General features: G+C 50.0%; 10 protein-coding genes and 1 tRNA gene. 5 read left to right on the forward strand and 6 right to left on the reverse strand.

Annotation, left to right across the window (positions count from 1 at the left end; all coding sequences use genetic code 11):
* Nucleotides 1-19: 19 nt before the first annotated feature.
* Both LMS44_RS07735 and LMS44_RS07740 read right to left on the reverse strand, forming a co-directional pair.
* Entirely contained in the window at nt 20-1,261 is a 1,242-nt protein-coding gene (locus tag LMS44_RS07735) for a capsule polysaccharide biogenesis protein (protein ID WP_141441369.1), read from the reverse strand.
* Nucleotide 1,262: 1 nt separating this feature from the next.
* Nucleotides 1,263-3,269 (reverse strand): capsule polysaccharide biogenesis protein, encoded by a 2,007-nt coding sequence (locus LMS44_RS07740; RefSeq protein ID WP_230804085.1) that lies wholly within the window; start codon nt 3,267-3,269, stop codon nt 1,263-1,265.
* Between the two features lie 327 nt (nt 3,270-3,596).
* Here LMS44_RS07740 and LMS44_RS07745 point away from each other — a divergent pair, with 327 nt between their 5' ends.
* The 3 genes from LMS44_RS07745 (at nt 3,597) to LMS44_RS07755 (ending at nt 6,810) form a co-directional block, all read left to right on the forward strand.
* Nucleotides 3,597-5,564 carry a sensor domain-containing diguanylate cyclase gene (locus LMS44_RS07745; protein ID WP_138800573.1) on the forward strand — a complete coding sequence of 656 codons (1,968 nt, stop codon included), beginning with the start codon at nt 3,597-3,599 and terminating at the stop codon, nt 5,562-5,564.
* Nucleotides 5,565-5,708: 144 nt separating this feature from the next.
* The gene (locus LMS44_RS07750) at nt 5,709-6,656 is read left to right on the forward strand and encodes an AEC family transporter (RefSeq protein WP_009288312.1); all 948 of its coding nucleotides are present in this window, start codon (nt 5,709-5,711) and stop codon (nt 6,654-6,656) included.
* 77 nt (nt 6,657-6,733) lie between these two features.
* A tRNA-Arg gene (locus LMS44_RS07755) sits at nt 6,734-6,810 on the forward strand.
* Nucleotides 6,811-7,752: 942 nt separating this feature from the next.
* On the opposite strand, the gene LMS44_RS07760 is transcribed toward LMS44_RS07755, so the two are convergent.
* Entirely contained in the window at nt 7,753-8,112 is a 360-nt protein-coding gene (locus LMS44_RS07760) for a helix-turn-helix domain-containing protein (protein ID WP_138800571.1), read from the reverse strand.
* Complete coding sequence (locus LMS44_RS07765; RefSeq protein ID WP_278369180.1) at nt 8,112-8,408, reverse strand: type II toxin-antitoxin system HigB family toxin; 297 nt, start codon at nt 8,406-8,408, stop codon at nt 8,112-8,114. Before LMS44_RS07765 ends, LMS44_RS07760 begins: the two co-directional genes overlap by 1 nt.
* A gap of 832 nt (nt 8,409-9,240) precedes the next feature.
* Between LMS44_RS07765 and LMS44_RS07770 the strand changes: the two genes are divergently transcribed.
* Nucleotides 9,241-10,416 (forward strand): Fic family protein, encoded by a 1,176-nt coding sequence (locus LMS44_RS07770; protein ID WP_278369178.1) that lies wholly within the window; start codon nt 9,241-9,243, stop codon nt 10,414-10,416.
* 28 nt (nt 10,417-10,444) lie between these two features.
* Here LMS44_RS07770 and LMS44_RS07775 read toward each other — a convergent pair whose 3' ends face one another.
* Nucleotides 10,445-11,437, reverse strand: a complete 993-nt coding sequence (locus tag LMS44_RS07775) for an IS30 family transposase (protein ID WP_193054299.1) — start codon at nt 11,435-11,437, stop codon at nt 10,445-10,447.
* 2,574 nt (nt 11,438-14,011) lie between these two features.
* Entirely contained in the window at nt 14,012-14,473 is a 462-nt protein-coding gene (locus tag LMS44_RS07780; protein WP_278369174.1) for a hypothetical protein, read from the reverse strand.
* Between the two features lie 227 nt (nt 14,474-14,700).
* On the opposite strand from LMS44_RS07780, the gene LMS44_RS07785 reads away from it, so the two are divergent.
* Nucleotides 14,701-15,009 (forward strand): Arc family DNA-binding protein, encoded by a 309-nt coding sequence (locus LMS44_RS07785; protein WP_035539112.1) that lies wholly within the window; start codon nt 14,701-14,703, stop codon nt 15,007-15,009.
* Nucleotides 15,010-15,148 lie beyond the last annotated feature (139 nt).

The following is a 15,148-nucleotide window of genomic DNA, read 5'->3' on the forward strand; positions in this document are numbered from 1 at the left end:
GCTTCTTTCACAACAACGTTCACAGAAGCTTCTCCAACGGCGATGGGCAGGCTTCTAGTATGCGGGCGGCGTTATCCACGGCTAAATCGATACCGGGCTGGCAGTAGTAGCCACCGTTAACTTGAACGGCATGCATCACGGTCTTTTGAAAATAACCAAATAGCTCGCTGTTAGGCGGCTGCGGCTGCTGCCAAAAATCCGCTAAGTCACCTTGATAGGTTAGCCCATCCAGATTATAGATCGGGTCGCTAAGCGCGTAGGTGGGGCAGTTCTTCTCCAGTGAAACGATGCCCACGGTGCTGTTAACGGTGACATTGCCCTTGGCGTGTTTGAGCAGGGCGTTGAGATCCCCAGACTCTAGATAGACGATGCGCCCTTGCAGACCATGGCGTTCGGCAAGCTGCTTGATGATCTTGGGGTAATTGACCAAGCCCATATCCAAAGGATGGTTTTTAATACATAGCAGAGAATCGCTGGGCGCGTGCTTGGCGAACGAGGCCATCACATCGTCCATCACTTCCTGCATATTGGCGTAGGGGGAGTGATCGCGAATTTGCGCATCGCTATTTAGCTGTAGCGGCAGCATAAAATAGGGGCGGCCACTTTCGATCAACGCTTTGATGCGTTCGGCATCGCGTTTTTTCCAAGCGGCTTTTAACTGAGCAAAGCGCTTCAGGTAGCCCGCGTACTCGACCGGGGCGGTGATCGGCGCGTGATTGCGGTAGTGCGGCGCAACCAGCGGATTGGCTAGCCCGGCCAAGTGGTAGCCCACATCGTGCATGGCGCGAATTTTAAACGAGGAGCGAAAACGCACAGGGGCGGGTAGTTCGGGCAGTGCTTTGCCGGTTTCATAAAACCAACTTGGGTCACGGGGCAGTAGCGAGTGGCCGTTAACGCCTTCGCGCTCCAGTGTGATCCAGAACGGGCGAAAGTAGCCCTCTTCAAATACGTGGGTGCGTATACCGGCCGCGGCGGCGTTATCCACTGCTGGGCGATGAATCGGGCGACGATCACCAAATACTACTTGGTCGGTGATCGCGTACCGCTGCCAGAGTGACTTGATATAGCCAGGTAGTTCAGCGGTAGGGCCACGAAACAGATGGCTTTGGCCGTGGGTGCGCTGCCAGTAGGCGATATCGCCCGCATTGAAGTTGACCTTAACGACACGGTGCCCATCGTTCACCAGGCGCTTGGCTAAGCGCTGGTAAAAAGGTGAGCAAACGCCCTGCAAAAATAAGAATGCACGCTTCTGATGCTTCAACTCAATGCCTTCCGATCAACAAATTACGATAACAGCGGTAGAGATGCTGTTTCCATGTAAGGGTGTTTTTGTGTGCTCTTGCCTGTTCCAACAGGCTGACGACGGTTTCAGCATTGCATAGCTGGCGAGTCGTTGGGTCTACATAGCCGGGATAGAGAATCAGGGTGCCGGCGACCAAGGCATCCAGCGAGAGTGAACGCGTACGGCGTGGGCAGCTAAGCGCATCCTGAGTTAAGCCCCAGCCAGCATAAAACGGTAGGCCGTAGGTGCTGACTTCTCGTTTGCGCAAAAGTGCTTCAAAGCCGGTTAAAGAGCTCATCGTATGCACTGCATCGACGCGCTCTAAAAGGGTTGCGATGTCGATATCGCTGGCGTCTAGATCATACAGGCGTTTGGCATCGGTATCGAGTGCTCCGACACGCGCACCGCTCAATACATCGGGATGGGCTTTATAGACAATAAAGGCATCCGGATGTGCTTCCCGCACTGCCCTTAACAGCCCGCTATTGGTGTTAATGTGCGGCGAGCCGGTGGCAATCGAGGCGTCGCTCTCTACTTGGCCAGGCACCAGTATGGTGTAACGCCCTTTGGGCAGTTCGATCCCCGACTTTCCACGTACGTTGTACTTGGAGAGTTTGAGCGCCACTAATCGCTTACGTAACTGCAGCGCACGTTGCAGCAGGTCGTCGCTAAAGGGGGCGCTATTGAGCAGCGTCTCTAAATCACTGGGTTGGCTGGGGTCGTAGTAGATACCCTGTGAATCAATCACCAGCGACAACGGCTGAGTAAGATCGACTCCCAGCCCCACTGAACGAATGAACCCATCTTCCATGCGCCATAGCTTCTCCATGTGTTGGGCGTGCTGGCATTTAAAGTCTGCATCAATACGGCTTGACCATACCAGCAGCCGTTCATCGGGCTGCTCGCTCTCGGGAAGCTTCGCTTGATAGTTCACGCGTGCGAAGGCGCCTAGAAAGTCGCCAATAAAGCGACGCTTCCAAGTAGAGAACCCGCATGCTCGCCAGCTTCCCCGATAGCGCTCCTGCTGGCGCCTTTGATCGGCGATCAAGGCAATGGTCTCTTCCAGCGTGGCAGGCTGCTGAGTGTAAGGGTTAGCGTAGCGGCAATAGCGTAAATAGGCGGCGGCAAAGACCTCAACTAAGGTGCGCTTTACACGACGGCGGTGGCAGGGCAGTTGATCATGGGTAAGCCCCCAACCTGCATAAAACGGAATACCAAAGCAGTGCACCTGCTTTCCGGCCAGCAGTGCTTCAAAGCCGAGCTGGCTGGTCACGACGTAAACGTGGTCAATCTGGTCAAATAGCGCCCAGGGGTTGAGGTCTTCACCGATGACCCTGCAGCGCGGGTGGTCTGCGGCGTTAAGTAGGTGGCCCTGTTTTTTACCCGCGATAACGTCAGGATGGATCTTGACTAATATCTCGGCGTCGGGGTGCTCTGCTAATGCCGCCTCAAGCATCTGGTTGAAGCTACTAGCGCTAGCGCCCCCATAGTGAATTGAAGCATCCCCAGCGGTTTGGTCGACCACTAATACACTCGCCCGGCTGGCATCGTTAATCGGCTGATCGGGGGAGTGGTTATATTTGGAGAGCCGATAGCGAGCGATCAATGCCATGCATCGTTCAGCCTGCTCTAACTCTTCATTGTTGAAACTGGTTGTGTTGAGCCAGTTTTCCAAATCAGAAGGGCGTGAGGCGTCGTAATAAATGCCGGTCTCATCGACTACCAAACTGTGCGGCTGAAAGCCATTTACGCCTAGCCCTAACGAGCGTAAAAAGCCATCTTCTAATGCGATATAGATCAGTTGATGGCGTTGGGCATACTGCCTAGCGCTTACGCTGGTGGGTTTTAATCCCCATCCAATCACTGCCTCGGGCATCTTTTTAAGGGAGCTTATTCGGACGAATTGGTCAAATTCGGGCAGTAGCGCAGGCAAGGTAGCCAGCTTGCGAATACCTGGGGACGTGTAACCTGCCGTTCGTTTCGCCATACATGAGGCCGCTTTGAGGTAACAGGATTAGGGGTAGGCGGGCGAACATACGTTAATTGGAGGGGGTTATCAATTCAGGCGTTGTGAGTACTCACTATTTTTTCGATGCATAGCAACTATTTGCATGATAAAAAAAATTACCTTAAGTTTGATTTATTCAACGCGCATGGTTGTCACTTTTTTGGTAGATTCGCTTACTCTATGTGCCCTTAATACCGTTCTCTAGGATCTGGAATTAAAGTAAAGTATGCATAAAAAGGATAGTCGGTGCGCTTTGCCTGTCTGCTAAAGAATCTATTTTCTTTCAGTTCCTTGAAGGGGCGCCTTTTGCTGGGGCTCTCCTTTACTTTGCTGTTGCTGATCGCGTTGGTGCTGGGTATGGCGTGGCAAGTCGGAAAGACTATGGTGCAAGAGACTAATATGTCGCACTTGCGCTATGAAGCCACTCTACTTGCTGATGAGGTGACCCAACAAATTGAGATGCGCTTCCAAGCATTAGAACGCTTAAGCGAAATGATTGGCACCACAGAGGATGCGAGCTGGATCAGCTATCAACTGCAGCAGAACGATAGCCTACTAGCTTTGTTTGAGGGGATTGTGGTTGCTAACAGTGATGGTGAGGTTATTGCTGATTGGCCTGCAATCGTTGGTCGCGTAGGGCTCGACACCTCTGAGCTTGAGTATTTTCATATGCTTCGTGGTATTCGCCGACCCTATGTTAGCGAGCCCTTTGTCGGTCGTGCGAGCGGTATGCCGATGGTGCTAGTGGGCGTGCCACGATTTACCAAGCAAGGCGAGTTTGACGGTTTTATTGGAGGTGTCCTTAGCTTGGATTCAGGAGGGATATTTAGCCGTTTAGCTAAAGTTCGCTTGGGTGAAAAAGGCTATGCAGGTGTTGCTACTGCCTCGGGTAAAGTCTTATACCATCCTGAAAATTCATTAATTAATGCTTCTGTACCCAGTAAGGCATTGAACCCATGGCTGGATTTGGCGCTGGATGGTTGGGAAGGTGATGCTGTAGGTCGGCTTGTGAGCGGGGAAATGGGGCTGCAATCTTATGCGCAGATTTGGCCTGCTGGTTGGATCGTTGGCCTTTACGTGCCTATTTCCCAAGCACAACTTCCCCTAGCAGATTTTATCAAGCAGCTTTGGTGGACATGGGTTGTGCTTGTTTTACTTATGTTCCCTTTGCTGTGGTGGATGTTGGGACGAGTGCTTACACCGTTGAGGCATTTGGAGAAACAGATTGGCGAGGTGGGTTTAGGGCACCGTGAGAGCGTCAGTTTGGCTACCAAGATGCAAGAGCTACAGCAGGTGGCGAGCACCTTTAACCGAGTGGAAGATGAACGGCAGCTGTTGTTAGGCAATCTTCAAGAGCGCGAGGCGTTTCTTGACTCGGTACTGAATGCCGCGCCGCAGGGTATGTTTGTCGCTAATATGAAAGGTGACATTACTTACATGAACCCTGCGCTACTCGATATGCTGGGTATTCTTCCAGGTTCGCCTATGGAATCTTGGCTTAAGCAGATCCACATGTCTGATCGTGATGGGGCTAAAGACATGTGGCTACATAGCCTGCGCACCGGTAGTGATTTTGTCCGCCAATTGCGTTTTTTGCGCAGTGATAACGAACTTCTTTGGCTAGATATACATGCGCGGGTAGTCACGCTTTCTCAAGATGGCCATACCCTTGGTTTAGTGGGTGTAGTTAAAGATATTACCGAGCGTAGGGAGCAGGAAGCCATTCAGCGCTGGGAAGCTGAACATGACCCGTTAACCGGCCTGTTGAATCGTAGGGGCTTTGAGCGCCGCCTAGAAGAAGCCTTTGCCGATTTCCAAAAAACCAGCACGCCTTCAGCTCTTTTGTTGTTTGATTTGGATCACTTCAAACCCATCAATGATGAAGGTGGCCATGCTCTAGGCGATGAGATGTTGCGCCGCATTGCTCAGGTGGTTGCCTGGGAAGTCCGCCGTAGCGACCATGTGGCGCGCCAAGGGGGAGATGAGTTTGGTGTGCTGCTCCCCAGCTGCACCTTGGCTCAGGCAAGGAGAATCGCTGAATCCCTGCGTCAGTCGGTAGGGGAAATCTCTGTTACCCATGAAGGCAAAGAGTACATGGTTACACTCAGTATTGGCGTTACCACCTTTGATGAAGAGGATTCTAATGTGTCTGACGTTCTGGCACGGGCCGATGCCGGTAGTTACAAAGCCAAAGGGATGGGACGCGATGGGGTAGTTGTCAATATGCCTCACAATAACGATGACGTAATGGCGCTTTTCGATTCGCCCAAATAGTTTCTCATATAAGCACTCTAAGCCTGTGCAGTGGTTTGGCGTGCTTAGCAGTCGACAAAACATGTCCAGCAGTAGAGTATAAGCAGATGCTGAAATTGTCGTTAGAAGCCAGTTTTTAAAATCAAGGCTGACTGAGATACTGTTGTGAACCTACTTGAACTGTTTGCCCGCACGCTGGATGTCACGCTGCCTGTCTTTGCGATGGTGTTTGTAGGCCTGGGCCTTAAGCGCTTGAAATGGATTGATAGTGCCTTCGTCTCGACCGCTTCTGCGCTGGTATTCAAAGCAACACTCCCCACGCTGATCTTCCTTAGTTTGATTAAAGCTGACCTAAGCGTTGCGCTGGACGTTTCGCTGATGCTGTTTTTTGCTGTGGCAACGCTGGGGCAGTTTTTATTCAGTTGGGGCTGGGCGCGCTACCGTGTAGCACCTCAGGATCGTGGTATTTACGTTCAAGGCGCGTTTCGCGGCAATTGTGGGATAGTGGGTTTGGCGCTAGCGGCGGGCATGTACGGTAACTATGGCCTGTCAGCGGGCAGTCTTTTGCTGGGCGTGGTCATCGTGATGTATAACGCGCTTTCGGTCATCGTGCTGGCATTTTACCAACCTGGTCAATCCACCGATTGGCGCAGCCTGCTCAAACATGTAGCGAAAAACCCACTCATTATTTCCGTATTTGCAGCATTACCCTTTACCGCGCTGTCGATCCCACTGCCCAGTTGGGTGATTACCTCAGGAAACTATTTTGCCTCGTTAACACTACCGTTGGCGCTGATTTGTATTGGTGCGACGCTCTCCGTGTCGAGCATGCGTGACAGCAGCCAAGTGGCACTTGGCGCTAGCTTGATGAAGATGGTAACACTACCGGTGCTCTCCACCGTGGCGGCCTGGTTGGTGGGCTTTTCCGGCGAACAACTGGGCTTACTGTTTCTGTTCTTTGCCAGCCCCACCGCTGCCGCAAGTTTTGTAATGGTCAAAGCAATAGGCGGCAATGTGGCTCTGGCCGCCAATATCATCGCCATTACCACCCTGATGGCGAGCATTACCGTTACGCTGGGCGTCTTCGCGCTGCGTTTACTCGGCTGGATATAGAGTTGAATAGCGCAACTCGGTTGGCCCTGCCTAAGCTGACGCGTTATACTACGCGCCCGCAAGTTTGGACGACGTTAGTCCCTGTAGCTCAGTAGGATAGAGCAGCCGCCTCCTAAGCGGCAGGTCGCAGGTTCGACTCCTGCCAGGGACGCCAACGGCCATTCTTGAGACGTCCTGAGAAGGCCTAAAAAAGAGTACAATACTCTGAAATACATGGTTTTTTACTCCTCGTCGTTCCTCATCGTTCCTTCCAAATCCCGCTGCTAAATGGTATACAGAATGGTATATACCCCCATTCGAAGATGCTCGGTATATCTCCATGGCGCTAACCGTTCGACAGATAAACTCAACCAAACCTAGCACGAAAATTGTAGCTTTCAACGATGGCCAAGGGTTAGAGCTTAGGAACTAGCCCATGGGTGGCGTTTGCGCTAGCACCCGCGGAAAGCGCCGGAACGATGGCACAACACTAACCCCGGCACCGCTACGCGCTGCTTCCGCGGGTGCGCCGTAGGCTTACCACGCGCTACTAAATCACGCCTGCACATGAAGGCGGGGATTCCAAGGGAGTGTGCACGTTATGCATATGGCGGTGGCACGTAATCACACCACCGAAATTGAGTGTTTACTCCCGTAGCCCGTGGTAACGAGCATGTGAGAGAAACGAACATACGAGGCATCTGCAAAAAGGCGTCGGGACGGCGCCCCGTGGCGCCCAAGCAACGCCACCTGCACGAACCAACCACGACACCGCTTCGCGCTGCTCCCGCGGGTGCGCTTCGCTTACCACGCGCTACTCGATCTCGCGTGCACATGAAGATGGGGTTTCCAAGGCCGTGTGCACGTTACACTTCCTCTTCAAGGCAGCTATCAATCCAAAGCGGATATGGCGACAAAGGCAGCGGAAATGCTGCATGCGCTATGATTGGTATTATGTAACCGAATCATGGTGTTATGTATGCTTTGGTGGATGTTTTGGTATACGGAAAACTCCAGCATTTGAACTCGAGCCCTTGGATGGCGGACATTTCAAGCTGTGGTATATCTAATACGGTCACTGTGGCATAAAAAAAACCGCTAATGCGGGGCTGAATAATTAAGTGGCCTGACTCATCAAGCTCTCATAAGGGATTCGAAGCCCCTCATGCAGGTTTTTGATCATGCGAAGGCTGAGTTTGCGCTTACGGTTCAGCACCTCTGACACTCGGCCGCTCGAGCCGATGTATGCTTCAAGATCACGCGGCGTTAGGCCCTGCTGCTCCATGCGGAATTTGATCGCCTCAATAGGATCAGATGGCCCGATGGGGTAGTGTTTATCCTCGTATTTCTCTATGAGGATTGAGAGCACTTCGATTTCGTCCGCTTCAGGAGTGCCTGTCTCAGCAGCCCAAAGCTCTTCAAGACGAGCAAATGCGCGGTCAAGATCGGCATCATTATGGATAGGCTGGATGTTCATTATATTGTCTCCGCATCGACTTTATCGTACTGGGCGTGGGTGCTAACAAAACGAACCCAAGCAATTTGCTGCTCATACCGAATGGAGAGTATGACTCGGTACTTGTTACCACCGATATTGAAAACAACCCTGCCACCTTTAAGGATGCTGGCGGTTCCAATGTCGGCCTTCAACTGTTGTGGCGTTTCCCAGGATGCTTTTAGCATCATGTTGTACCACTCGGTTAATGAGGTCTTGGCGTCGTCATAGCCCTGCTCCCAAAACTCTTTCAGTGTGCGCTTTGCTATGACTCTCATACTTTATCCCATTTTGGGAGATTTTGGGTTCTCCCGTTTTGGGAGTCAAGCTCTATTTTAACAAACTGGCACCACCCCACCCTTTAGAGCCAAGATCGGTTAGAGCGCCCGTAGAGGCGTGCCGACAAATACTTTAAGGGAATCCAATGGCGCCGGAAGCAGATCCGTCTTATATCGATATACCGCTCAATATATATTTTTCGACCAAAAATCCCGTACCGATACAGCGAATAGCGAACTCGCTGCTAGCATTAGATCAGCTGTCCAAGCGATTTCCTGAGCTTATCGCCGAGCTAACAGGCGTCGATCTAGGGAAAGATAAAGTAGGGATATTAAGCCTATCTCAAGCTGGGCCAGCTTCCTCAAAAACCTCATGTTGCTGGCGCGGTTTAACCGCCGCATGTTGATGAATGTTGAGATTGCCTAGGCCGCCAACCTGGTGTTCTCAACTGCACTGGTGCCGGTTTCCACCAGATCGCCAGTATCCGCCTCCTGGTATCCATGGCGGTATCCATCAGATGGCTAGTTAACACGAAGGGTGAACAGCCAGCACTGTTAACTAAATGTAGGCACGAATTTTCTTACGAGCGAAAAGTACGAATCGGTACGCAGCTTGGTACGCACGATAGGTGCGCAGCTAGAAGTGTGTCCGGGCGCATGACGACGTGTTTAGGCTAAATATGTAGCCCGTCATTTGACTTGTTGTGCAGATGGATTCAACATATTTTTGTACGTGATTTCAGTTATTTTTTACATAATTTTTTGTAAGTTTATGTTTTTTTAGTATTTTTTATTCATTTTTTTGAGATAAAATTTTAGGGGATTTGAGATAATGAGTGACCCTGCTTCATTTCATCATCATGACCTGGTGCTGCTAAATCCATCCTTCGATTCACCTCTCGTCGATGTACTGACTGAGCTTGAGTACCTTAGGAGGCTTCAGCTTGGTGGGAGTACGCCAGCACCTACATTTTTTCAGCTTAAAAATATTTTCCATATATTGGAAAGCTTGGGATCGGCAAGAATTGAAGGTAACCACACTACGCTGGCTGATTATGTGGAAAGCACTTTAGAGGGTACGCAACGTTCGAGTGATCACTTGAGCGAGATAGCTAACATCGAAAGGGCTATGTCATACATTGAGGAAGAGCTGGAACCTGATTATCCCATATCAGAACATTTTATAAGAGAGTTACATCAACTTGCAGTAGATGGCCTTGAGCGAGAAGGCGATGAAACTCCAGGTGCTTACAGAACAGGTCAAGTCAGAATAGCCAAGTCTAGCCATCTTCCTCCAGAGCCATTTCGGGTCGGAGAGTACATGCAAGAGCTGGTTAACTTTATAAATAATAGCGATCAACAAAAATACGATCTTATGAAAGTAGCTTTAGCCCATCATCGATTTGGGTGGATACATCCATTCACCAATGGAAATGGGAGAGTAGTTCGCTTATTAACCTATGCATTGATGATAAAATATGGCTTTAACGTTTCGATGGGCAAGACGGTCACAGGCCGTGTGCTCAACCCGACGGCTGTTTTTTGCAATGATCGAGAACGCTATTATGAAATGTTATCGCTTGCTGACTCAGGCTCCCCAAAAGCACTACATGACTGGTGTGTATACGTTTTGCAAGGGGTTCTAGATGAGCTGAAAAAGCTGGATAAGCTTTCAGACTATACATTTTTGAAAGAGAATATTTTGTGGCCAGCGCTAGAGAATGCCCGAGAAAGAGAGCTGATAACGGCACAAGAGAAAGATATTCTAAATTTGGCTATTGAAAGAAAAATTGTTAAAGCAAGCGACCTTGCTTCTGTAATGAAGGGCTCAAAATCCCCTCAAAGAACATACCAAGTACGGAAGCTTGTTGAAGCTGGAATGCTTAGGCCTATAGCTGAAGGGGCTCGACAATATACGATTGGTTTTGATAATAGCTTTCTAGTCAGAGGTGTCATAAAAGCCCTGTCTGATAATGGATTTATTCCATCTCAAGTTGAAGGGCTCTAAGGGATAGTGGGTGCCTTTGAACCTGAATTCAACTAATAAGTGCAGCACCTGCGGTTTCTAGTGCTCCTGAATATTCTCCTAAAAACACCTGGGCTGGGGTTCGATATCCCAGCCGCTTTCTGGGTCTATCGTTCAGCTTGTGAACAACGCGTCGCAGCTCTGCATTAGTCACCTTCCGGAAGTCTGTACCTTTCGGAAAATACTGCCTGATCAGGCCGTTGGTGTTCTCGTTTGTCCCACGCTGGCCTGAACAGTAAGGATCACAGAAATACACGGAGGCGCTAACCGCTTTTGCGACCGTCTCGTGGTCTGCAAACTCCGAGCCATTGTCGAGCGTGATCGTCTTCACCGCGCCCCGACGAGGCTTAAGTAAACGGACCATGGCTCTCTGCGTTAGTTCTGCCGTTACCTTTGGCAGACGTGCCGCCAACAAGTAGCCACTTCGTCGCTCTACCAACGTCACTATCCCCGCTTGCTTGTGCCCATAAAGCACCGTGTCGCCTTCCCAGTGACCGATGGTGAGGCGTTTTTCGATAGCAGGTGGCCGATGCTCTATCCCCACACGCTTAGGAATCTTGCCTAGTCCTGCACTTTTGGCATGGGCACGATGTTTACTGCGACGCTTGGGCTGGCGGAGGTGTCGCCACAAATCGCCACCCTTGGCCTTATCGTCCCAGATCAGCGAATAGACCCATTGATGACTAACTCCTATCCCCGTCAACGGCGCCATAAAACCGCTAATCTGCTCTGGACTCCACTCTTCTCTAAGCCTGTCAGCTACGGCATTGATCAGGCTAGGGAGTTGCTTTGTCCACTTCCAGGCGGAGCGGCGTCTCTGATCGCTGTAACGCTGCGCTTGTGCGGGTTCATATCCCTTGGCACCCGAATTACGTCTCAGCTCACGGCTCACGGTACTGCTGTGAATGCCAAGCTGTTGAGCAATCTGACGTTGGCTCAATCCTACATCCCTATGGGCAAAAATTTGATATCGTTGTGCCTGGGTCAGTTGTCGGTATCCCATACTCTGCTTCACTTTGGTCGGTAAGGCGGAGAGGGTACCGCTGCTGGCCCTCCTGCCTCTACCGTATGATCCAAAGTGCTGCAGTTATTCTATGAATTCAGGAATCAAGTGTTGAGTAGTAACGACCTTTACTTTCACCTTAATCTTAAGGCTGCAAGGAAAATCTGCTTCAAAATTAGTATGGCGCTGGCACGTAAAGCCGGAATCTCTGCTTTGAGCTAGCGCCAGCGCTATTTGCTTGAATATCCAGCCTATTCCCGCCGTTCCCATTATTCTCGGTCAAAATAGACAGTCGCGAGTAAAAGCTTGCTCTCGCATGATGATTTTTACCATCTGAGCAATTTTGCGCCCGTTGCTGATGCCATTATTGTTGCATGGTTATGAGACCTGGCTGCTAACAATCTAGAGACGTGCTGCGAGCATTCCCGTCTATACTGCGCTGGCACATAATAACTAAAGGGAATAGTCATGACCGTGCGAGTAATCATATTAGTGCTGGCGCTATGCTTCTCTGGAGCCTTGAGTGCTGAACAGCCACTAGATAGCTATGGCGGCTGGATTGGACAAGCAGACCTTCAAGTTGGCAATGAGGAAGCAGAGTGCACCTTATCGTTTGACGCGATCCCTGATGAGCTGACTATAGTCCAAGGCGGCTGTTGTCGTGTTTGTCGAAAGGGTAAAGCTTGCGGTAACTCTTGCATTAACCGCAACTATACTTGTCGTCAGCCAAGAGGGTGTGCCTGCGATGGGTGAGGGAAGCGCCAGCAAATTGACGATGCAATTTTCGTTGCATCATCTGGACTTATTAAAGTCCTCTATAGCTTGTCGACGCCGGTGCTATAAGTCCGTAAAGGAGGTGCGGACAACCTTCATTGGCGTTGACAGCATGGTCTAATGGTGGCCTTAGCTAGGAAGCAGCTTCCTCATCTGGGCCAGCAGCGCTTTCACCTTGCGCTGCACGTCAAGGCACCTCATCCAGATAGACCTTGAGGCCTTCATTCGCTTAGTTTGTGTAAGCTCCCTCACCGCTCGCACTTTCGCAACATACCTAAAGCAGTACCTAGCATAGAGGATGACAAAGCAGCTTGATAAGACCACGGCAATAGTCGCCCAAATTTTGTCGGAAGTGGCCATGCTGTCAGGGCTTCCATATAGCCAGCGTAGGCCCGGCCCTATCATCAGATACCAGCCTAAGGACAAAGCTATATAGATAATGAAAAGCACCGCCTCGGTGCTGTCGAGCTTCCATCTTGGTCGCTTGTGCCGGATCTTGCCTGACGTCTTATCTATCCCGACTTCATCATGCGCTAGCGCCAACAAGTCAAGGGCATCAGCTCTTGGGTGATGACTTAGTACCGCCCATACCAGAGCGCCATTGACGCTTTGTCCAGAATAGAGGTGGAAAAGCCGCTTCAGCGTCCTTTGAAGCCCTTCCTCAAGCGCAGCCTGAGAGCGATAGTCAGCTCCGAAGTCTACGATCCTCACCATTACATTCATCTTGATCGCGCTTCGACTCAGCTTATGTCCGCGCCAATGCGAGATAAACGCCACAGCTACACCTAGTATAGGTACTGCCATTATTAAACTTTCGATGATGCTGCCGCCCATTCAGATGCCCTCTTAAAATTTAAGACCGTCTCATTCTTTCAATGTGTTCTCAGCAAAGAGCTGATATGAAGACTACCGAGGCGTCAACTCGACAGCCCCTTTGGCAGTCTCGATTCGTTGATGAGCATTTGATTGACCTGAATGCCACCAAGGCATACTAGAGAGCTGCTTACTCTGCTCGTGGTAATGCCGCAGAAATTAACGCCATTCGCTTGCTCAGAAATGCTCAGGTTCAAAAGGCTATTCAGAAAAGGATGAACCGGAGGTCAGAGCACCCCTCGATTGAGGCCCCCTTAAACCTAGTCACCATCGTGGGAAATCGAGAAAAATACATCCAGCCAACTGATAAATGGTATGCGATAAGGTATGCGAAGATTTTTTATACTTTATTGAAGCTATATTAATCAATGGCTTGATGGTTAGGTCTTGATCCTTCCAAGACGCCATATCACTCTCTCTAGTCTCCCCGGGTTACACCGGAGACCCGATAACTATGCGGATTTATCCCTGATAGCTGGCCTGTGACGACACCACACTAATCAATGATTTTGTGGTATGGGTAAGTGTGTGCTTTCAGGTAATAACTTGCTTCGCTTATATTCTTGAGTTGCTTTCGCAAGCTGAAAGCGATGAGGATTCATGCTCCCAGTACCAAGATCAGGCAAGCCTTTGCCGATGCATTTGATACGGTAGTTCTCGGTCGGCGGGGGTTTACCAGCTTTAGGTGTGATGTTGACCGGTTCATTGAATCAGGGCAGGGGATAACTGTGCTGAAGGCATATAACAGGAAATACCTGCACCACTACGTGCCCTATTGCTTGGATGGATGTTGGCCTGTGGAGTTGCGGCTAGCTGCATGCCAGAGCTTGAGCTTGAAAGAGGGGCTGGAGCCTACCTTTTTTCACCGACCTCCTTCGGCCAATAGCAACGACAACCCCATATGATCCAGGGAGGTAGTACGGAAAATTATTCCTTAGGTTTCAAGTCGCCAGTGATGTGGCAAATCGATTCCTTGGTATTTTCCAGTTTTACGGTGTTGTCTTGTATGTGACCTCCGAGTGGTAGGTTAGTAGTATGTCTGCTGTGCTTAGCCTTGCGCGTTATGTCGTTAAGTTTTATGCCACAACTTAGCTGTTGTATTAGTAATACCTTGAAAAGGCTGTGTAGCTTTCCTAGTTGCAACTGTAATTCTGGATAATTACCAAGCACGTTGTAAGCTTTGGCAATTAATGCCATTGCTTTATCAATATTTTTGATTTTTACTTCTACTTCTTTTTCTGATGTGGATTTGTTATCCATTGGGGCAAAGCTAATGGCTATATGTGAAATGGATAAAGTTAGGTATACCGCCTCTTCATCGGTAGACATTCCGTTTTGAATTAACTCACACATATTCTCTAGGTCATGAATATAGCTGGCATTATGCATAGCTTTTTTCCTTAAGCTGCTTCATTTCTCGTTCCACCTGACTCACTAGCCATTTCAGGCGAAGCACATGTTCTGAGCTTTGCTCTAAAACCATGGTTTTAGCTCTGTCTCAAGCTGTCTTTTGAATTGTGTAACCTACTGGATTTGCCAAAGGAACCCAATGGGTTCCATATGGTACCCGATGGGTGCCATTGCTGTAAAGAACCGGTCTGGTTCATCATTAAGAAATGACAACTCACGATACCCACACACAGTACAAACTCCGTATGCCGCCCGAGTTACGGGACTGGTTGAAAGAGGCTGCCGACACTAACCATCGATCCATGAATGCTGAGATAGTCGCCAGACTGCTCCGCACAGTTGAGCTAGATGGTCGAGAAAAAGCACTCGAAAGGGTGGGGTATGAGGAGAAGGAAACCATGCCGAACAGCGATTATAGAAACCTCAGCGAGGTGAAGCGTCAGCTAGAGGCTGCAATGAGTCAGCTTGATCGGGAGTTGCGCCACCTGGAGGCAAGCCAGCAAAAAGGTGAGTGAGGTTGGTACAAGCTCCACATGTCCAAAGGTTTTGGTTATTCATGCTAAATGATGGAGATAGCGATCTGAGCTTTGTTCAGGTCGCTTTTTATTATTTGGCGTAAAAGCTGAAAAGGTTCAGACGCGCTAGATAATGTGC

The sequence above is a fragment of the Halomonas profundus genome, from assembly GCF_020865425.1.
GTDB lineage: Bacteria > Pseudomonadota > Gammaproteobacteria > Pseudomonadales > Halomonadaceae > Vreelandella > Vreelandella titanicae.

Bases quoted from the DNA above. Each gene is read 5' to 3' on its own strand.
- LMS44_RS07765 (WP_278369180.1), bottom strand. From the start codon at position 8,408: ATGAGAGTCATAGCAAAGCGCACACTGAAAGAGTTTTGGGAGCAGGGC.
- LMS44_RS07770 (WP_278369178.1), top strand. From the start codon at position 9,241: ATGAGTGACCCTGCTTCATTTCATCATCATGACCTGGTGCTGCTAAAT.
- LMS44_RS07780 (WP_278369174.1), bottom strand. From the start codon at position 14,473: ATGCATAATGCCAGCTATATTCATGACCTAGAGAATATGTGTGAGTTA.
- LMS44_RS07775 (WP_193054299.1), bottom strand. From the start codon at position 11,437: ATGGGATACCGACAACTGACCCAGGCACAACGATATCAAATTTTTGCC.
- LMS44_RS07760 (WP_138800571.1), bottom strand. From the start codon at position 8,112: ATGAACATCCAGCCTATCCATAATGATGCCGATCTTGACCGCGCATTT.
- LMS44_RS07785 (WP_035539112.1), top strand. From the start codon at position 14,701: ATGACAACTCACGATACCCACACACAGTACAAACTCCGTATGCCGCCC.
- LMS44_RS07740 (WP_230804085.1), bottom strand. From the start codon at position 3,269: ATGGCGAAACGAACGGCAGGTTACACGTCCCCAGGTATTCGCAAGCTG.